At 64.8% G+C, this 17,718-nt stretch carries 19 protein-coding genes; 11 read left to right on the top strand and 8 right to left on the bottom strand.

Features of this window, described 5'->3' with window-relative positions; all coding sequences use genetic code 11:
* Window positions 1–16: 16 nt before the first annotated feature.
* The 8 genes from VSR72_RS37255 to VSR72_RS37220 all read left to right on the top strand — a co-directional run bounded on the left by VSR72_RS37255 (window position 17) and on the right by VSR72_RS37220 (window position 8,410).
* On the top strand, window positions 17–841 hold the full coding sequence (locus tag VSR72_RS37255) for an OmpW family outer membrane protein (RefSeq protein ID WP_342957220.1): 825 nt from the start codon (window positions 17–19) through the stop codon (window positions 839–841).
* A 120-nt stretch (window positions 842–961) separates the two neighbouring features.
* Complete coding sequence (locus VSR72_RS37250; RefSeq protein WP_342957219.1) at window positions 962–1,900, top strand: MerR family transcriptional regulator; 939 nt, start codon at window positions 962–964, stop codon at window positions 1,898–1,900.
* A gap of 214 nt (window positions 1,901–2,114) precedes the next feature.
* On the top strand, window positions 2,115–3,659 hold the full coding sequence (locus tag VSR72_RS37245) for an NAD(P)/FAD-dependent oxidoreductase (RefSeq protein WP_342957218.1): 1,545 nt from the start codon (window positions 2,115–2,117) through the stop codon (window positions 3,657–3,659).
* A 32-nt stretch (window positions 3,660–3,691) separates the two neighbouring features.
* A complete protein-coding gene (locus VSR72_RS37240) occupies window positions 3,692–4,573 on the top strand; it encodes an SDR family NAD(P)-dependent oxidoreductase (RefSeq protein ID WP_342957217.1) in 882 nt (293 codons plus the stop codon).
* A 46-nt stretch (window positions 4,574–4,619) separates the two neighbouring features.
* The gene (locus VSR72_RS37235; protein WP_342957216.1) at window positions 4,620–5,519 is read left to right on the top strand and encodes a metal-dependent hydrolase; all 900 of its coding nucleotides are present in this window, start codon (window positions 4,620–4,622) and stop codon (window positions 5,517–5,519) included.
* An 8-nt stretch (window positions 5,520–5,527) separates the two neighbouring features.
* Entirely contained in the window at window positions 5,528–6,418 is an 891-nt protein-coding gene (locus VSR72_RS37230; protein WP_342957215.1) for an alpha/beta fold hydrolase, read from the top strand.
* The gene (locus tag VSR72_RS37225) at window positions 6,415–7,473 is read left to right on the top strand and encodes an alpha/beta fold hydrolase (protein WP_342957214.1); all 1,059 of its coding nucleotides are present in this window, start codon (window positions 6,415–6,417) and stop codon (window positions 7,471–7,473) included. The genes VSR72_RS37230 and VSR72_RS37225 overlap by 4 nt, the downstream gene beginning before the upstream one ends.
* Window positions 7,474–7,516: 43 nt before the next feature.
* Entirely contained in the window at window positions 7,517–8,410 is an 894-nt protein-coding gene (locus VSR72_RS37220; protein ID WP_342957213.1) for a DUF1571 domain-containing protein, read from the top strand.
* Window positions 8,411–8,538: 128 nt separating this feature from the next.
* Here the strand turns inward: VSR72_RS37220 and VSR72_RS37215 are convergent, their stop codons facing one another.
* The 6 genes from VSR72_RS37215 to VSR72_RS37190 form a co-directional block, all read right to left on the bottom strand.
* Window positions 8,539–9,153, bottom strand: a complete 615-nt coding sequence (locus tag VSR72_RS37215) for a thioredoxin fold domain-containing protein (protein WP_342957212.1) — start codon at window positions 9,151–9,153, stop codon at window positions 8,539–8,541.
* A 154-nt stretch (window positions 9,154–9,307) separates the two neighbouring features.
* The gene (locus VSR72_RS37210; protein WP_342957211.1) at window positions 9,308–9,892 is read right to left on the bottom strand and encodes a hypothetical protein; all 585 of its coding nucleotides are present in this window, start codon (window positions 9,890–9,892) and stop codon (window positions 9,308–9,310) included.
* Window positions 9,893–10,080: 188 nt separating this feature from the next.
* The gene (locus VSR72_RS37205; RefSeq protein ID WP_342957210.1) at window positions 10,081–10,560 is read right to left on the bottom strand and encodes a nuclear transport factor 2 family protein; all 480 of its coding nucleotides are present in this window, start codon (window positions 10,558–10,560) and stop codon (window positions 10,081–10,083) included.
* Window positions 10,561–10,618: 58 nt separating this feature from the next.
* Window positions 10,619–11,275 carry a TetR/AcrR family transcriptional regulator gene (locus VSR72_RS37200; RefSeq protein ID WP_342957209.1) on the bottom strand — a complete coding sequence of 219 codons (657 nt, stop codon included), beginning with the start codon at window positions 11,273–11,275 and terminating at the stop codon, window positions 10,619–10,621.
* A gap of 87 nt (window positions 11,276–11,362) precedes the next feature.
* Window positions 11,363–12,328, bottom strand: coding sequence for a DMT family transporter (locus VSR72_RS37195; protein WP_342957208.1), 966 nt, complete (start codon window positions 12,326–12,328; stop codon window positions 11,363–11,365).
* A 99-nt stretch (window positions 12,329–12,427) separates the two neighbouring features.
* Window positions 12,428–13,252 carry an AraC family transcriptional regulator gene (locus VSR72_RS37190; protein ID WP_342957207.1) on the bottom strand — a complete coding sequence of 275 codons (825 nt, stop codon included), beginning with the start codon at window positions 13,250–13,252 and terminating at the stop codon, window positions 12,428–12,430.
* A 243-nt stretch (window positions 13,253–13,495) separates the two neighbouring features.
* Here VSR72_RS37190 and VSR72_RS37185 point away from each other — a divergent pair, with 243 nt between their 5' ends.
* Window positions 13,496–14,110, top strand: coding sequence for a YceI family protein (locus tag VSR72_RS37185; protein WP_342957237.1), 615 nt, complete (start codon window positions 13,496–13,498; stop codon window positions 14,108–14,110).
* Window positions 14,111–14,123: 13 nt separating this feature from the next.
* On the opposite strand, the gene tdh is transcribed toward VSR72_RS37185, so the two are convergent.
* Together tdh and VSR72_RS37175 are read right to left on the bottom strand one after the other, a co-directional pair.
* Window positions 14,124–15,155, bottom strand: a complete 1,032-nt coding sequence (gene tdh / locus VSR72_RS37180; RefSeq protein ID WP_342957206.1) for an L-threonine 3-dehydrogenase — start codon at window positions 15,153–15,155, stop codon at window positions 14,124–14,126.
* Window positions 15,156–15,172: 17 nt separating this feature from the next.
* Window positions 15,173–16,372: a glycine C-acetyltransferase gene (locus VSR72_RS37175; RefSeq protein ID WP_342957205.1), complete on the bottom strand. Its 1,200-nt coding sequence runs from the start codon at window positions 16,370–16,372 to the stop codon at window positions 15,173–15,175.
* Between the two features lie 154 nt (window positions 16,373–16,526).
* On the opposite strand from VSR72_RS37175, the gene VSR72_RS37170 reads away from it, so the two are divergent.
* On the top strand, window positions 16,527–17,180 hold the full coding sequence (locus tag VSR72_RS37170) for an XRE family transcriptional regulator (protein ID WP_342957204.1): 654 nt from the start codon (window positions 16,527–16,529) through the stop codon (window positions 17,178–17,180).
* A gap of 98 nt (window positions 17,181–17,278) precedes the next feature.
* Window positions 17,279–17,686 (top strand): DUF2471 family protein, encoded by a 408-nt coding sequence (locus tag VSR72_RS37165; protein ID WP_342957203.1) that lies wholly within the window; start codon window positions 17,279–17,281, stop codon window positions 17,684–17,686.
* Window positions 17,687–17,718: the final 32 nt, after the last annotated feature.

Raw genomic sequence — 17,718 nt, 5'->3', positions numbered from 1 at the left:
TCCTGGGAGGGACATCATGAGACGCATTGCAGTGGCGGCGCTGAGCGCCGGGCTGTCGGCGAGCGCGTACGCGCAGCACGCCGGCGACAACGTCGTCGCACTTGGCTGGTTTCACGTCACGACGCAGCATTCGAGCACGCCACTCACGACGGATGTGGCGCCCGTGCCGATCAACACGCCGCTGCGGCTGCCCAACTCGTTCACCTCGGCGGGCACGGGTCTTTCGGCTTCGAACGCGGATACGGTCGGCCTCGTCATCAGCCACTTCTTCACCGACCATATCGCGCTCACCACGGTGGCGGGCGTGCCGCCCACGTTCAAGCTCTATGGTCACGGCACGATCAAGCCGCCGGGACCTGCGGGCGCGCTCGGCAGCCAGAATCTCAGCGATCCGGCGACGAATCCCATCGTCGGCAGCGTGCGCCAATGGAGCCCGGCGCTGATCTTTCAGTATTACTTTCGCAACGCCGATGCGAAATTCCGTCCGTTCCTCGGCATCGGCGTGTCGTACAACTGGTTCTCGGATATCCAGCTCAATCCGAACTTCGTGAAGGCCACGCAGGACGACCTCGGCGCCGTGCTCGCGGCCGGCGCGGGCAAGCCTGGGCAAACCCAGATCAGCGCGAAAGCGTCGTCGTCGTGGTCGCCGGTGTTCAATCTCGGCGCCACCTACAACGTCACGAAGCATCTGGGTATCGTTGCGTCGGTCACCTACATTCCGCTGAAGACGACTTCTTCGGTGATCGTCAAGGCAGCGGACGGCAGCGAGCTCGGCGTGAGCCGCGCCGATCTCAAGGCCGATCCGATCATCTCGTTCCTGGCGCTCTCCTACCGGTTCTAAAGGTGCGCCGTGTCAGCGCAACCGCGAGGCGCATGCGCGTAAGGGCGAGAAAGCCCACGCCTGAGCACGTACCCCGGCGCGCGCTCGCGCGGCTGCGGCTGCTCGCGCTAAAATCGCTGCATGCCGAAAACGCCCAAAGCCCCTGTGACCGATACCGCGCCCGAGCGCGTCACCGACAGTGAATACACCGTCGACGAACTCGCGCGCGTGGCGGGCACGACCGTGCGCAACGTGCGCGCCTATCAGGACCGCGACCTGCTCATGCCCCCGCAGAAACGCGGGCGCGTAGGCATTTACAACGACTCCCACGTTGCGCGGCTCAAGCTCATTCACCACCTGCTCGCGCGCGGCTACACGCTCGCCAACATTCAGGATCTCATCCTCGCGATCGACGACGGCGGCGACCTGCGCTCGATCCTCGGCCTGGAGAATGCGATTGGCGGCCCCTGGTCGCACGCGCGGCCGAAGACCTATTCGCTGCCGCAACTGATCAAGCTGTTCGGGCCGCAAGCGCCGAGCAGCCTCTCGCGTCTCGCGGACCTCGGCCTCCTCGAACGTCAGGGGCTGTCGTTCGTCTCACGCAGTCCCGGCATGCTCGACGCCGCGGCCGCAACGGTCCGCGAGGGCATTCCCGCACGCGAACTGCTCGACGTACTCGAAGAAGCGCGCCCGCATTTCGACGCCATTGCGCGTGTGCTGGTGGAAATGGTCGTGCGCCATCTGGACCGCTACGATCAGGGCGCGCTGCCGCCCGCCACCGACATGCCCGCGCTCGTCGACGCGATCTGGCGGCTGCGGCCGCTCTCCACGGTGTTCGTCGAGCACGAGATCCTGCGCGCGCTCGAAGCGCAATCGAGCGACTATCTGGGCGGCCGCGTCGCGACGATCCTCGACAAAACGCTCGGCCGCGAGCGTGCTGCCGATACCGCGCCTGCAGCCGCTTCCCCCGCCGCAAAGAAGCGCGCGCCCAAAGCCGCACCTCGCAAGAGCGCCGCGCGCGCACCCGCTGCGACGAAATCGGCTCGCCCTGCGAAAAAAACCGCGCTCAAAAAGCGTTAAGCGGCCGCCTCCTTCCTCCTCTTTTCTGCTTCACCGAACGCGTGATAGGCCGCGCCTGGCGCCCTTTCACGCGCTCGCGCCCCGCTACGCCCCGACGAAAATTCATGTGTTAGAGCGCTGAATCTAGCCCCTTGCGCATTGCCGTCGATCCCTCTATGTTTACATCCATCAATGTCACAGTCACAGATGGATCGACATAAGGGAGAGGCTCCGGATGAACGCAACCGCCCGTACAGGCGACTCGATCGGCATCGCCATCATCGGCACTGGCTTTGCCGGCCTTGGCATGGCGATCCGTCTGCTGCAAAGCGGCAACCAGGACTTCGCGGTGTTCGAGAAGGCCGACTCCGTGGGCGGCACCTGGCGCGATAACCACTACCCCGGTTGCGCTTGCGACGTGCAATCTCATGTGTACTCGTTTTCGTTCGCACCCAATCCGCGCTGGACACGCATGTTCGCGCCGCAGCCCGAGATTCGCGCCTATTTGAACCGCTGCGTCGATCGTTTCCGGCTCTTTCCGTGGCTCAACTTCGGGCACGAACTCACGAACGCCACGTGGGACGAAGCCGCGCACTGCTGGCGGCTTGCATTCGCTAATGGCCGGCACCTCACCGCGCGCGTGCTGATCTCGGGCATGGGCGGCCTTTCGCGCCCCGCCTTGCCGGCGATTGCGGGACTCGACACCTTCGAAGGCAAGAACTTCCACTCGCAACACTGGGAGCACGACTATGCGCTCGATGGCAAGCGTGTCGCCGTCATCGGCACGGGGGCAAGCGCTATCCAGTTCGTGCCGCAGATCGCGCCGCGCGTCGCGCAACTCTCGCTCTTTCAGCGCACGCCGCCGTGGATCATGCCCAAGCCCGACCGTGCCATTTCGGGCTTCGAACAATGGCTGTTCCGCACGCTGCCCTTCACGCAGGCACTCGCGCGCACGGGGCTTTACTGGATGCTCGAAACACGCGTGCTCGGCTTCGCGGTGCATCCCGCGCTCATGAAGAACGTGCAGAAGCTTGCGTTGCGCCATATCCGCCATCAGGTGAGCGATCCTGATTTGCGCACAGCCGTCACGCCCGACTACACGATAGGCTGCAAGCGCGTGCTCATTTCGAACGACTACTATCCAGCGCTCTCGCGCAGGAACGTGCAGGTCGTGACGAACGCGATCGAGCGCGTGGACCGCACCGGCGTCGTGACAGCCGATGGCATGCATCACGAGGTCGATTGCCTGATCTACGGCACCGGCTTTCAGGTGGCCGATCCGTTCCCGCCTGGCACGATCGTGGGCCGCGGCGGCGTCGATATCGTCGAGACCTGGCGCAACGGTGCGCACGCTTACCTCGGTACGAGCTTGCCTGGTTATCCGAACTTTTTCATGCTGGTCGGCCCGAACACCGGCCTCGGCCACAACTCCATGGTCTTCATGATCGAGTCGCAGATCGAGTATGTGCTCGGCGCGCTCGCCGCCATGAAGAGCGACCGCGCCGATTCGATCGACGTGCGGCCTTATGTGGAAGCGCGCTACAACGCGCGCATCCAGAACAAGCTTGGCCGCGCGATCTGGTCGGTGGGCGGCTGCAAGAGTTGGTATCTCGATCCGCGCAGCGGCAGGAACACGACGCTGTGGCCCGGTTTCACCTGGCGCTTTCGCCGCGCAACGGCGCACTTCTCCATCGCCGATTACCAGGTCTATCGCGCGCCGCATACCGCTGATCGCGAAGCGCCAATTGCCGTCGCCACGCAACCCACCGAAGCCGCCTGAACAGGCGCCATCGATCCACCCGGAGCCCGTCCATGAAACGATTTGAGAACAAGGTCGCCGCCATCACCGGAGCCGGCTCGGGCATGGGCCGCGCGCTCGCGCTCCAGCTTGCCGGGGCAGGCTGCCATCTCGCGCTCGCCGACCGCAACGCGCCGGCGCTCGAGGAGACCGCTCGCATTGCGGGCGCGCTCGCCCCGTCGATACGCGTGAGCACACGCGTGCTCGACGTGAGCGAGCGCGACGCCGTATTCGCCTGGGCCGACGAGACCGCCGCCACGCACGGCGGCGCGAACCTCGTCTTCAACAACGCGGGCGTTGCGCTATCGAGCACCATCGAAGGTATGGCGTACAGCGACCTCGAGTGGATCGTGAACATCAACTTCTGGGGCGTCGTGCATGGCACGAAGGCCTTCCTGCCGCATCTGAAGGCAAGCGGCAACGGCCACATCGTCAATACGTCGAGCGTGTTCGGTCTCTTCGCACAACCAGGCATGAGCGGCTACAACGCTACGAAATATGCCGTGCGCGGCTTCACCGAAGCGCTGCGCCAGGAACTCGACATGATGCGCTGCGGCGTGTCCGCGACCTGCGTCCACCCAGGCGGCATCCGCACGAATATCGCGCAGTCTAGCCGCGTGGCGCACAACATGGTGGGGTTCATGGTGGCGAGCGAGCAGCAAGGCAAGGACGACTTCGAAAAGTTCTTCATCACCACTGCCGACGACGCGGCCCGCGCGATCCTGAACGGCGTGAAGCGCAATGCGCGGCGCGTGCTGATTGGCCGCGACGCGCGCGCGGCGGACTGGCTCGCGCGCACGCTGCCCGCCGCCTACCAGGCGCTGGTCGTGATGAGCGCGCGGCGCGAAGCCGCGAAGGCGCGCCGCCGCGCCGCGCGCGGGTCCGCGACGACATAGCGCGGATGCAATGAACAACAGCAGGCACACAACAGGGAGCCAAAACATGATGCCGATACGGCGCGACATCCGCTTTGCGTTACCGCCCGAAAGGGCTTGTGACTGGCACGTCGAAGGCGTGCCAGTCACCCACTTCTTCAATGCGCTTTCGCTGCTTTTTCCCGCGGGCGAGCGCTTCTTCATGGATTCGGTCCGGCACTATCGCGACCGCATCGAGGACCCCGAACTCAAGAAGCAGGTGATGGGCTTTATCGGCCAGGAAGCGATGCACACGCGCGAGCACATCGAATACAACGACTTGCTGCAGGCAGCCGGCTTGCCCGCGCACAAGCTCGACAAGCGGCTTTGGGCCATCCTCAATTTCGCGCGCAAGGTGTTGCCGCCTTCGCTGCAACTCGCGCAAACCGTTGCGCTCGAACACTACACGGCCATGCTCGCGGACCTGCTGCTCGCCGATACGGGCACGCGCATCGAAGGCTCGGTGGAGGGCTACAAGCAGATGTGGCTCTGGCACGCGCTGGAGGAAACCGAGCACAAGGCGGTCTCGTTCGACGTATGGAATTTCGTGATCGAGCCTGGTCTGAAGCGCTATCTCATGCGAACCGGTACGATGCTCGCCACCACGGTTCTTTTCTGGGTCATCGTGTTCGACTATCACCTGGCGCTTTTGCGCGCGCACCGTCGCCGTCAGGGCAAGGTGCGCGGCATGTGGAAGCTGGTGAAGTTTCTCTATGGGCCGCGTCACGGCGTATTTCCCGGCATCGCGCTCGAATGGCTGCGCTTCTTCAAGCCCGGCTTTCATCCCTGGGATCACGACAACCGGCGGCATCTCGCGCGCATCGACAGCCTCGTGGCGCAGATCGACGAAACCAATGCGCAGTACGCCTCGCGCGCCGCCCCGCGCCGCGTGCCGCTGCATCCGGCGGCGACGCCGCGTGCTGTGTGAGGCGCGTCATGGCTGGCGCATTCGAACCGGTGTTCGTGCAGTCCGATGACGTGCGCCTCACGGTGTACGTGAGCGGTCCCGTCGATGCGCCTCCCGTCGTGCTCGTGCACGGTTACCCCGACTCCGCGCGCATCTGGAACGCGTTGCGCAGCGAACTCGAGACGCGCTTTCGCGTGATCGCCTATGACGTGCGGGGCATGGGGGCTTCCGAGGCCCCGCGTGGGCGTTCCGGTTATGCGCTTGCGCAGCTTGCACGCGACCTGCTCGCCGTTGCACACGCCACCTGCGGTGCGCGGCCGTTTCATCTGCTGGCCCATGACTGGGGTTCGATCCAATGCTGGGAGGCCGTCACCGATCCGGCGAACGCCTCACGTATCGCTTCGTACACCTCGATATCCGGCCCCTGCCTCGATCATGTCTTTCTGAAGCCGCGCAATCCCGCGCAATTGCTGAAGTCATGGTACATCGCGTTCTTTCATTTGCCGCTCTTGCCGGAGTTGGTCTGGCGGCTTGGCGGTGCCGCGGTGTGGCCGTGGTGGCTGCGTAAAACCGAACGAGTGAGCGTCGAACCCGATCCCCAGCAGTTGCGCAACGCGCTCAACGGGCTGCAGCTTTACCGCGCGAATTTCCTGGCGCGTGCGCGCCAGCCGCGCGAGCGAAGCACACGCATTCCGGTGCAGTTCATAGTGCCGCGCTTCGACCGCTATGTGACCCCGGCCATGTCCGAGGACATCGAGCACTGGCTCGGCGAACACGTGCGCGAGATCATCGCCGCGCCGCATTGGGCCGTGGTGAGCGAGGCACGGCAGATCGCGGCGCGCTTCACGCGTTTCGTCACATGCGCTTCGCCGTCCGCACAAGGCTTAAAACCCATCCCGCACACAGAGGAGCGCCAGTGAACCCACTTGTCCCGCCTGCCGTGGTCGTTGCCGCTTGCGCCACGCTCGTCGCAGGAAGCGCGGCACTCGCCGCCTTCACGCGGCGCGCCACACGCCGTATCGAAGCCGCCGTGCCGATGGACGGCCGACTGATCGACATCGACGGCGACCGCATTCATTACGTCGATTTCGGCAGCGGGCCACCCGTTGTGTTCATTCACGGTCTGAGCGGACAAATGCGCAACTTCGCGTGGCTGCCCATGCAGGCGCTTGCGCGCGAGCATCGCGTGATACTCATCGACCGCCCTGGCTCCGGCTACTCGACGCGGGGGCCGCACGCATCGGCGAACGTTCGCGCGCAAGCGCGCACGGTCGCACGCTTCATCGAAGCGCTGGATCTCAAAGCGCCGGTGCTCGTCGGGCATTCGCTCGGCGGCGCGATCGCGCTGGCCGTCGCACTCGATCATCCGCACACCGTTTCGCGGCTCGCGCTCATCGCGCCGCTCACGCACGTTCAGACCGAAGTGCCCAAGGCCTTCCGCGCGCTCGTGCTGCGCTCGAACGCCGTGCATCGCTTCGTGGCGCGCACGCTCGCTACGCCCATCGGGCTCGCGACCAGTTCGGCCGTCCTCAAGCAGGTGTTCGCGCCCGAGGCCGTGCCGCGCGATTTCCGCACGCGCGGCGGCGGGCTGCTGAGCTTGCGGCCCAGCGGCTTCTACAACGCTTCTGCCGATCTCATCGCGATTGAAGACGCCGACGATCTCGCGCAGATGGAGAAATGCTATGCACAACTTAGCGTTCCCGTCGACGTTCTGTTCGGGCGCGATGACGTCGTGCTCAACTGGACGCGCCATGGCGAAGCGCTGAGCCGCCTCACGCGCCAGGTGACACTCAAGGTGGTGAACGGCGGCCACATGCTGCCCGTGACCGCGCCGTCCACGACCTACGACTGGCTGCTTTCCGCGCTTGCGGGGACGGTGCACGCGAGCCACGCGTACGAGATCGCGGTGGATCAGCCGGGCACGGACACCGGTGCGCCGGCGCCGGGCGTGCTTGGCAATCCGCCCGCGACCTAGACACCCTCACCAGGCATTCGACGACAAGACTCAGGAGACAAACATGAAGTGGAGGACAACACGCACGCTGCTGGCGTGCGCCGCGCTTGTGCTCGCCAGCACCACGGCGTTCGCGCAAGGCAACGGCGCCGATGCACTCGCCGCATCGCAAAGTGCGACGGCTGCCGCCGAAGTCGCGAAACTCAGCGTCGATCAGCAGGTGCGCTGGCTGCAGCGCGCGCAGAAGAGCGACGCGCTCACGAAGATGGACGACGCGCAGCTCACCGCGCTCTTCGAAGCGCTCGACCCGCTCGTCGTGCCCACGCTCATCAAGCTCGGCCCGTCGGGCTATCCCTCATACGAATTCGTGCTGTCACGTTGGGAGCGCCTTAACGGCAAGTGGCCCGCGAAGCCCGCGCACATGCTCGTGAAGCTGGAGCACGAGCCGCTGCGCATCTACGCGAAATGGCTACCCGACGGCGATCATTCGGGCGAGGAGGTGATCTACGACGCTTCGAAGCGCAGCGACGAAATGTACGGTCACCTCGGCGGCCTGCTCGGCGTGATGCCGATGTGGACCGCGCTCGACGGTACGCTCGCGCGCGCGCAGTCGAATCACAAGATCACGGACCTCGGCACCGAATTCATCGTGAGCCAGTTCATGACCGACGCGAAGAAGTACGTGGAAGTGGGCGCGTCGTACAAGCCGCAAGTCGAGGTGAAAACAATAGACGGCGTGCGCGTGGTGGCACTCACCTACGTTTCGCCGAGCGGCAAGCCGCAGTTCTACGCGAAGAAGCAGACGCTCGGGCTCGACCTGCGGCATCCGTACTTCCGCACTGTCGAAGCCTACGGGGACGACGGCCAGATGTTCGAGAAAATCGTGATCGACAACATCACGCCGAAGTCCTTCGACGACGAAGCCTTCGATCCGAAGAATCCCGATTACAAGTTCTGAAACCTGGGCCGTGAGAGGAAAGGTGAGGCTTTTCGGGAGGAGCGCACGACGTTCGACTCCTGGAACTCCTCACCTATCGTTGTATCGGTGAACTCACGATGCGGCGAATGACTCACCGCCGCGCGCGCTCAACGATACTTCTGCAGTTCGGCATCGGTGATCGGTTGCGCCGGCAGATTCAGCATGCCAGGCAAGTCGTTCAGCTTCGGCAAGCCGCTGACATTGGCCCAGCGGCCGCCAGACCCTTGGTAAATAAGCGTAGGCGTACCATCGAAACCGAGGTCCTGAAAGAGCTTGATGTTGTTGTCGAGCTTGTTCTTGTCGGCGGCGGGAATGTGCGCGAGCGGTGCGATGCCACCCGATTCGTCCTTCTCCGAGTAATGAGTTTCGAGTTCCTTGAGCAGTGCTGCGCCGTCTTTCGCTTCCAGCAACGCGGCCGCTTTGCCCGCCGAATCGGGCTTCAGAAAGCCCATAGGAATCCAATGCACCTGCAAGCCTGCCGCTTCATACGGTTGGAGCGCTTTCCACACCAGGTGACAATAAATACAGTTTGGGTCCATGAAGACATAAAGCGTCGACTTCACGTTCGACCCATTCGCACCTTCGACGATCGCACTCGCATTCTGCAGACTCGCGGCGGCCGTTGCAGGCAGCCATGTGGGCTCTGGAGCGGCGGCAGCCATAGCGCCCGCGCTCATGGCCAGTGCGCCTGCGGCGATCAGCATGCGTGTGAACTTCTTCATTCTTTTCCTCTGACGTGGATAGCGCGTCGCGTCTCGCGCGCTGTAAAGCGAAGGCTCGTATCTTAGGGTCAGGCCGTGGCACGTCACTGACGCCAATATGGCAAAGGCGTCAGGTTAACAGCAAAGGTGAGAGTTTGCGGGAGGACGTCGAGGGCTAGAACTTGAACCGCAACTGAAACCCGATGGTAAATGGCAAATCGTCGGACGGTATCGGCGGAATGACAATGAAGTTCACGCCCACGCGCTTGTAAGCCACCATCACGATAGGCGCCACCACGGGCCCGATCGTATGGTCGTGACCCAGGCCCCAGTTGCCATAGTTGTAGCCGGAGATGATGCCGCCCATTGCCGCGAGCCGCACGAAGCCCCAGTGAAGGAACTCGGGCGCCCACACCGCGCCGCCATAATAAGAAGGCCGGCGCAGCGAGTTGCGAAAGCCGCCTGCCGTGAGCGCCCACGTGTCGCCTGGCCAGCATTCGATGCCGAGGCCCGGGTTGAATTGTTCGAAGTCCTTGTCGGGATGGATGTGGTACGAGCCCACCATCGCGTCTACCCACAGGCCTGAACTGCACCAGTTCGCCGCGTGCGCCGGGCGCGCCGCGCCGAACAGCAACAGCGGCAAGAGCAGCAGGGCGGCAGCCGCGCCGCGTTTCGTTTGCTTCGCTTTCGTTGTCGCTTTCGTTGTCGCGGTCCTTGTCGTTCTGGTTGCTGCGCCACCTTGCTTCTGCCAAAACCGCATGGGCTCTCCGTCCTTTATTGCGCCGATCCGCTATGGGGATCGCCTGTCTTCTGATTGCTGGTTCGCGGTGAATGACGAACTGTACCGCAACCCGATGCGTGCGCAATGGAGTCCAGGCTCGGATCGGGCGACTCGTTCGCCGCAGGCATGATGCCAGCGTAGCGAGTCGTCCCGATGAAAGCGAAGCGTCAGAGACCGAGGTCGGAGAGTCCCGGATGGTCGTCGGGGCGGCGCCCGAGCGGCCAGTGGTAAAGACGATCTGCCTCGCGGATCGGCAGGTCGTTGATCGAGGCGTGACGATGCGCCATCAGGCCGTTCGCGTCGAATTCCCAGTTTTCGTTGCCGTACGAGCGGAACCAGCTGCCCGAATCGTCGCGCCACTCGTAGGCGAAGCGCACCGCGATGCGATTGTCCGTGTACGCCCACAACTCCTTGATCAGGCGATAGTCGAGTTCGCGCGCCCACTTGCGCGTGAGAAGTTCGACGATCGCCGCGCGGCCCGTCACGAACTCGGCACGATTGCGCCACACGCTTTGCGGCGTGTACGCAAGCGACACGCGTTGCGGATCGCGCGTATTCCAGCCGTCTTCGGCGGCGCGCACTTTCTGCATGGCGCTCTCGCGCGTGAACGGCGGCAGCGGCGGGCGCACTTCGGGCGAATCACTCATGGTCTTGCTCCTTGTGTTGGTTGGCGCGCCGGGACGGTGCGCTCAATGGGGATCGGCTTCACGGCTTGTTTCGGTCGCCGCAAGCGCTTTTTGGCGCGAATGCTTCGAGCAACGATCGGCCTGCCGCGCGCGCGTCGAGCGCCGCATCGGCGTCGCCACTGACGAGCGCCACGCCGATTGCGCCGTCGATCAGGATCAGCCATTGGCGCGCGAGGCGGCCGGCGACACGGCGATCTACGCCGACGCTCGCAGCCCAAGCGTCGCTCTGCTCACGCACGAATGCGAGCAGACGTTCCTTGTGTTCGCGCGCGACCACGCGCACAGGGTCGTCGGGCGACGCGATTTCACCAGCGGCGTTGAGAAACGCGCAACCGTGAAAGCCCTCGGATGCAAACCACTCGCGCAATACGTCGAACATGCCCAAAAGGCGTGCCTGCGGCGTGCGTCCGCGCGCGAGCGTGCCGGCGACGAACCAGCGCATCCAGCGCTCGTCGCGCCGCGAAAGCGCAGCCGCGACTAACGCGTCCTTCGATTCGAAATACGTGTAGAAGCTCTTGCGCGCCGCGCCCGCCGCGCGAACGATCGCATCGACGCCCGTTGCGTGAATGCCACCGGCGTAGATCAGCGCCTCGGCGGCGTCGAGCAGACGCGCGCGCGCGTCGGCCTGCGGCGCTTGGGCGTTCGCTTCGATGTCAGTTAAAGCGGGCGAGGTCATGGCTAGTCTCTTTCGGCGGTATTGCGGATATCAAAGGGAGAATGATCGTTCTCCCAGTCCGCAATGTAGAACGATCATTCTCCCAAGTCAAGACACTTTGCCGCCGCGCGGTGCGCTCACACGATCCCAAAGCGCGCGTCCCGAAACCGCGAACACGGCGCCCACGACCAGGGTGAGGCCCAGCACGCGCGTGAGAGTAAGCGGCTCGCCGAGCAGCACCGTGGCAAGCGCCACGCTCGTCACCGGCGCCACCGCTGTAAAAACCGCGGCCTCGCCACCCGGCACGCGTGCCGCGCCCGCGTACCAGAGCCAGAATCCGCCCACTGTCGGTACGAGCGCGTAGTACGCCACGCCGAGCACGGCGTTCAGCGTCACGGCGTGGGCCGCGCCGAGCCAGCCGGGCAACGCGCACAAGCTCGATACGACGAAGCCGATGCCCGTCATCGCGCTCGCCTGCGCAAGAGGCGGCCATGGCCGCGAAAGCCGTTTGTTTAGCAGGACGAACAGGCTCTCGCACACGACCGCGCCGAGTATCATCGCATCGCCCGTGAGCGAGCGCGCGCCATCTCGATGCTCCGCGGGCGCGAGCGTGACGATCGCCACGCCGAGGCTCGCGATCGTCACCGAAACGAGCGTGCTGACACGCAGCCGCTCGCGCAGCACTAGCGCAGCCGTCAACGCGCAGACAGCGGGAAGCGTGCCGAGGATGATGCCGGCATCGCTCGCTGAGGTCCGCTGCGTGCCCGCGATCAGCAAGACCGTATAGCCGACGCTGCCAATCGCGGCCTGCGCGACGAGCAACAACGCGTCGCGCAGGCCAGGACGCGGAAACGCCGTGCGTGTGAGGCGCATGAGCAGCAGAAAGACCGGCAACGCAATGCCAAAACGCAGCGCGGTGGCGGGCAGCGGATCGAGCCCGGCGCCGATGGACTTGCTGGCAATCACCGTGCTGCCCACGGTAAGCATGGCCGCGGTCAATTGCCAATGCGCGACGGATCGGGGGGAGAGGGTCAAGCGCCGCGTGCTCTCGCGCGACGGCAATCGTATCGACATGGAGCGCTCCTCGTGGTGATACACCTGTATAGGCTCACCACGGCGCGCCGTCTTGGATCGTTGTGCGTCAGCGCCCAAGACATCTGAGGCGCGTGCGACTCATGCCGCGCGCGCGAGCCGGTAACGCCCCGGCGATACGCCGAACTGCCGCGCGAACGCGCGGTTCAGGTGGCTCTGGTCGCAGAATCCGGCGGCCAGCGCGGTCTGCGCCGGCGCATTGCCCGCCTTGAGCAAACGCCGCGCGAGCGCCACACGGCGATGCAGGATGTAGCCATGCGGCGCCACGCCGAACGCACGCAGGAAGCCGCGATGGAGCTGAAAGCGGCTCAGGCCCGCCGCCTGCGCGAGTTCGGCGAGCGAGAACGGCTGGGCCGGATCGGTGTCGATCATGTCGCGCACGCGCGCAAGCGACGCTGGTGAACACCGCGCGAGCGCGCGCCGGTGGCCGATCGCCTCGACGAGCCGCGTCATGACTTCGAGCGCAGCGGCGTCGAAGGCCATATGGGAGAGGTCGCCGCTATGGTCAGTGACATAGGTGAAAGCCGCGTCGAACAGCGCACGCAGACGCGGCTCGCTGATCACCGGCGCGTGAAGCGCGAATGTGGCGTCGTCGCCTTGCGTGATGTCGGCTTGCAGCGTGTCGACCCAGCGCGGTTCGAAGTACAGCATGCGCCACGTCCGCCCGGCGGCGTCGAGCGGGCGGCCGTCGTGCACCTCGCCTGGATTGACGAGGATGAGGTCGCCCGGCACGGCCTCGACCTGGCCCGCGTCGCTCAGCGAGACATGGCCGCCACGGTCGATCACGCCAATGCCGTACTGGTCGTGCGTGTGACGCCCGAACGAGCGCGCGGTGGCGGCCGTCATTGCATCGACGTCGCGCACGAGCGTGGCGTGGAAACGCACGGCATGGTTCGTGGCTGGCATGGTCGGCTCTCCGCTCGCTCGGACTCCAATGGGCGTATGAAACCCGAGTTTCGCGCGGCGCGCAATGTGCGCGTGAACGATGAGGTTGCCTGCGATCCGGCCCCGTCGCGTTATGCTTCGCGAACCGGGTGGAAGAAACGCGCGCCGCCAAACGTACTTAAGGGAATCGACGCGTTCAAGGGAGATGTGATGAAAGACCGACCGCTTGCGCCTCTCATTCGCGGCTCGCGCCGCGCATTCTGCATGGCGCTGTGCGCAGCGAGTCTCGCGGCGTGCACACCGCTGCGCGTGGTTACGCACAGCGTGAGCCGCACGGAAGCCGACGTGCCGCCCGGCCACTATGTGCTCGACGCGCATCACTGGAGTGTCGTGTTCGATGTCGATCACTTCCGCTACTCGCGCTTCGTCATGCGCTTCGACCGCGCGCAGGCAACGCTCGACTGGCAGGCAGGCGGCCTCGACACGGCCTCGGTCGATGCGACCATCGACGCCACAAGTCTCGACACCAACGTCAGCGCGCTCGATGCCATGGTAAAAGGCACGCAGATGCTCGACGTGCAGCGTTACCCGCAGATCCGCTTCACAAGTACGCACTTCGAGCGCACGGGAGAGGGGCGCGGCACGCTCACGGGCAACCTCACGATACGGGGCGTGACGCAGCCCGTCACGCTCGATGTGACCTTGAACGGCTACGCGCCGAATCCGCTCACGAAGCAGCCCACGCTCGGCTTTGCCGCATCGGGACATTTCAACCGCTCGGCGTTCGGCTTGACGAGTTGGTATCCGGCCGTGGGCGACGAGATCGACGTGCGCATCGAAGCCGAATTCGAGCAGCCCACGGCGGGCGCAGCGCAGTAAAACCGCTGCGAGTTCAGGCGGCGGTCCAGTCCAGAATCACCTTGCCGCTCTCGCCTGAGAGCATGGCCGCGAAACCCTGCTCGTAGTCGTCCACGTTAAATCGGTGCGTGATGATGGGCGAAAGATCGAGCCCGCTTTGCAGCATCGCGACCATCTTGTACCAGGTCTCGAACATCTCGCGGCCGTAAATGCCCTTGATTTCCAGACCTTTGAAGATCACCTGGTTCCAGTCGATGGCGGTTTGCGCGGGCGGAATGCCGAGCAGCGCGACCTTGCCACCGTGGTTCATCGACTCGAGCAGCGCCGTGAACGCGCTCGGCACGCCCGACATTTCGAGGCCCACGTCGAAGCCTTCGGTCATGTGCAGTTCGGTCATCACGTCGCGCAGCGACTCGCGCGCAACGTTCACGGCGCGCGTCGCGCCCATCTTGCGCGCGAGCTCGAGGCGATAGTCATTGACATCCGTGATGACGACGTTGCGCGCGCCCACGTGCTTTGCGATCGCCACCGCCATGATGCCGATCGGCCCGGCGCCCGTGATGAGCACGTCCTCGCCCACGAGGTTGAACGACAGCGCCGTGTGCGTGGCGTTGCCGAACGGATCGAAGATCGCGGCGAGATCGTCGGAGATCTCGGGCGGGATTTTGAACGCGTTGAAGGCCGGAATCACGAGATATTCGGCGAATGCGCCTTCGCGGTTCACGCCCACGCCCGTGGTGTTGCGGCACAGATGACGCCGCCCCGCGCGGCAATTGCGGCAAAAGCCGCAGGTGATATGCCCTTCGCCCGACACGCGATCGCCAATCTGGAAGCCGCGCACCTCCTGGCCCATTTCAACGATCTCGCCTACGTATTCGTGGCCCACGTGCATCGGCACCGGAATGGTCTTCTGCGCCCAGTCGTCCCATTTCCAGATGTGGATGTCGGTGCCGCAAATCGCCGTCTTGCGGATCTTGATCATCACGTCGTTATGGCCGACTTCGGGCTTCTTCACGCGCGTGAGCGTGAGTCCTGGCGCGCGTTCGAGTTTGGCAAGAGCTTTCATTTGATTCGCAATCCTTGTTAAATCACACCGAGCCGCTTGCCGACGCGCGCAAACGCCTCTACGGCGCGCCCGATCTGCGCGGACGTGTGCGCGGCGCTCATCTGCGTGCGAATGCGCGCGCGGCCCTTGGGCACGACGGGATACGAAAAGCCGATCACGTACACGCCCTCGTGCAGGAGCGCGTCGGCCATTGTCGAGGCGACCTGCGCGTCGCCGAGCATGACCGGAATGATCGGATGCTCGCCGGGTACGAGCGTGAAGCCGAGCGCGCTCATTTCGCGGCGGAACTGTGCGCCGTTCTCGCGCACGCGGCGGCGCAGCTGCGCGCCTTCGTCGCTCGCAATCAGTTCTAGCACTGCAAGCGAAGCGGCCGCGATGCTCGGCGTGAGCGTGTTCGAGAAGAGATAGGGACGCGAGCGCTGGCGCAGCAAGTCGATCACTTCCTGTTTCGCCGCGATATAACCGCCCGACGCGCCGCCCAGCGCCTTGCCGAGCGTGCCGGTAATGATGTCGACGCGCTGCAGGACGCCGCAGTGCTCGGGCGTACCGCGCCCATGCTCGCCGATGAAGCCCACCGCGTGCGAGTCGTCGACCATCACGAGCGCGTCATAGCGGTCCGCGAGATCGCAGATGCCCTTGAGGTCGGCGATGATGCCATCCATCGAGAACACGCCGTCTGTGGCGATGAGCTTGTAGCGTGCGCCGGCTTCGTCAGCTTCCTTGAGCTTTGCTTCGAGGTCCGAAAGATCGTTGTTCTTGTAGCGGTAGCGGCGCGCCTTCGAGAGGCGCACGCCGTCGATGATGCTAGCGTGATTGAGTTCGTCGCTGATGATGGCGTCGTCTTCGCCGAGGAGCGTTTCGAAGAGGCCGCCGTTTGCATCGAAACAGCTCGAATAGAGAATGCAATCTTCGGTTTGCAGGAACGTGGCGAGCGCGCTTTCGAGTTGCTTGTGCACGGTTTGCGTGCCGCAGATGAAACGCACCGACGCCATGCCGAAGCCGTCTCGATCGAGACCGTCTTTGGCGGCGGCGATGAGGCGCGCGTCGTTCGCGAGGCCCAGGTAGTTGTTCGCACAGAAGTTGAGCACGTCGCTGCCGTCTGCAAGCCGGATATCGGCCGACTGCGGCGTGGCGATCACGCGCTCGTTCTTGTAGAAGCCATCCGCGCGGATCTGGTCGAGCGTCGCGCGCAAGTGGTCGAGATACGGGGTACGCATGAATCGTGCTCCTCACATAGCCGCGGCATGACGCGGTTTGCTAGCGGTTTTGCTAGCGGTTTTGCTATAGTCGCCGACAGCCACTGGCGAAAATTTCCGTTATTTCGAACCTAAGTTCGATATGTCGAACGCACTCTAATCGATGAGGCCGTGAATGGCAAGCACCCGCAAACCGCGCACCGCACCGGCGAGCGCCGTTCCTGACACACCCGCATCGGCCGCAACTGGCGGACTGCCTGCATCCGCCGTGCCCGCCACCGCGCCGCCGCGCGTGGGCGAACAGATCCAGCGGCTGCGCACCGAGCGCAAGATGACGCTCGACGACCTCTCGCGCGCCGCGGGCGTCTCGAAATCCATGCTATCGGAAATCGAGCGCGACAAGGCAAATCCGACCATTGCCGTGGCCTGGCGGCTCACGAACGCGCTGGGGGTCAAACTCGATTCGCTGTTCGCCGCCCCGAAGCCGCCCGACGCGATCGCCGTGGCTGGGCCGCACGACATTCCGACGCTGCACGGCCACGAAGCGGGTTATCAGTTGCGCGTGTGGGGGCCGATCGAGCTGGCCGGCAACTTCGAGTGGTATGAGCTGACGCTCAAGCCCGGCGGGGCGCTGATTTCGGCCGCCCACGAACCGGGCACGCGCGAGCATCTCACGGTGTTGCAGGGGAGCATCGAAGTCGAGGCGGCCGGCACGACGCGGCGCCTGAAAGCCGCGGACACGGCGCGCTATATCGCCGATCAACCGCACGCGATCCGCAACGCAGGCAAAGGCGAAGCGCGCGCGCTGCTGGTGGTGATTCACGGCTAATCAGACGCCTCACCGCAAGCCCTGGCCGAACGGACGAGGCTGCGCGATCGCTCCGACTACTGTATATTTATACAGTGAAAGTCCGACTGGAGCCGTCGATGTCCCTCCCAACCGAACTGCCGCGCGAGCACGATCTGGCGGCCTTGCGCTTTCAGGCCGCGGCACGCGACCTCGAACTCATCGTGCGTAACATCGCGCAGCGCTATATCGCGCGGCAGGTGCCGCTCACCTGGCGACTGCTGCATGCCATCGAGGCGGAAGCGCTAGCGGATCTCGGCTTCGCCAGCCGCCACGACGCGCTCATGCTCGGCCTCTTTCAGCGGCCGGGCGACCTCGCCTGGCCGGAAACCGACGAAACCGTCGACTTCGGGCATTCCAACGCGCTGCCGGCCGTATTCGCGTTCGCCGTCTCGGCCTATGAACGCGCCGCGCAATGCGCGGACGAGGCGCGCCGCCAGGCAAAACGCAACGAGGCCGTGCGGCGTGCGAGGGCCTGGGGTGGCTAGCCGCATGGCGCAGACGCGTCACACGGAACGAT

This window comes from Paraburkholderia sp. JHI869, from assembly GCF_038900775.1.
Lineage (GTDB): Bacteria > Pseudomonadota > Gammaproteobacteria > Burkholderiales > Burkholderiaceae > Paraburkholderia.
Note: the sequence above shows the minus strand (reverse complement) of the source record. Positions and strands in the feature narration are given on the sequence as shown.

What these genes read in the sequence shown, in the direction of transcription:
- VSR72_RS37255 (WP_342957220.1), top strand. Translation starts at nt 17, where the DNA reads ATGAGACGCATTGCAGTGGCGGCGCTGAGCGCCGGGCTGTCGGCGAGC.
- VSR72_RS37250 (WP_342957219.1), top strand. Translation starts at nt 962, where the DNA reads ATGCCGAAAACGCCCAAAGCCCCTGTGACCGATACCGCGCCCGAGCGC.
- VSR72_RS37245 (WP_342957218.1), top strand. Translation starts at nt 2,115, where the DNA reads ATGAACGCAACCGCCCGTACAGGCGACTCGATCGGCATCGCCATCATC.
- VSR72_RS37240 (WP_342957217.1), top strand. Translation starts at nt 3,692, where the DNA reads ATGAAACGATTTGAGAACAAGGTCGCCGCCATCACCGGAGCCGGCTCG.
- VSR72_RS37235 (WP_342957216.1), top strand. Translation starts at nt 4,620, where the DNA reads ATGATGCCGATACGGCGCGACATCCGCTTTGCGTTACCGCCCGAAAGG.
- VSR72_RS37230 (WP_342957215.1), top strand. Translation starts at nt 5,528, where the DNA reads ATGGCTGGCGCATTCGAACCGGTGTTCGTGCAGTCCGATGACGTGCGC.
- VSR72_RS37220 (WP_342957213.1), top strand. Translation starts at nt 7,517, where the DNA reads ATGAAGTGGAGGACAACACGCACGCTGCTGGCGTGCGCCGCGCTTGTG.
- VSR72_RS37215 (WP_342957212.1), bottom strand. Translation starts at nt 9,153, where the DNA reads ATGAAGAAGTTCACACGCATGCTGATCGCCGCAGGCGCACTGGCCATG.
- VSR72_RS37210 (WP_342957211.1), bottom strand. Translation starts at nt 9,892, where the DNA reads ATGCGGTTTTGGCAGAAGCAAGGTGGCGCAGCAACCAGAACGACAAGG.
- VSR72_RS37205 (WP_342957210.1), bottom strand. Translation starts at nt 10,560, where the DNA reads ATGAGTGATTCGCCCGAAGTGCGCCCGCCGCTGCCGCCGTTCACGCGC.
- VSR72_RS37200 (WP_342957209.1), bottom strand. Translation starts at nt 11,275, where the DNA reads ATGACCTCGCCCGCTTTAACTGACATCGAAGCGAACGCCCAAGCGCCG.
- VSR72_RS37195 (WP_342957208.1), bottom strand. Translation starts at nt 12,328, where the DNA reads ATGTCGATACGATTGCCGTCGCGCGAGAGCACGCGGCGCTTGACCCTC.
- VSR72_RS37190 (WP_342957207.1), bottom strand. Translation starts at nt 13,252, where the DNA reads ATGCCAGCCACGAACCATGCCGTGCGTTTCCACGCCACGCTCGTGCGC.
- VSR72_RS37185 (WP_342957237.1), top strand. Translation starts at nt 13,496, where the DNA reads ATGGCGCTGTGCGCAGCGAGTCTCGCGGCGTGCACACCGCTGCGCGTG.
- tdh (WP_342957206.1), bottom strand. Translation starts at nt 15,155, where the DNA reads ATGAAAGCTCTTGCCAAACTCGAACGCGCGCCAGGACTCACGCTCACG.
- VSR72_RS37175 (WP_342957205.1), bottom strand. Translation starts at nt 16,372, where the DNA reads ATGCGTACCCCGTATCTCGACCACTTGCGCGCGACGCTCGACCAGATC.
- VSR72_RS37170 (WP_342957204.1), top strand. Translation starts at nt 16,527, where the DNA reads ATGGCAAGCACCCGCAAACCGCGCACCGCACCGGCGAGCGCCGTTCCT.
- VSR72_RS37165 (WP_342957203.1), top strand. Translation starts at nt 17,279, where the DNA reads ATGTCCCTCCCAACCGAACTGCCGCGCGAGCACGATCTGGCGGCCTTG.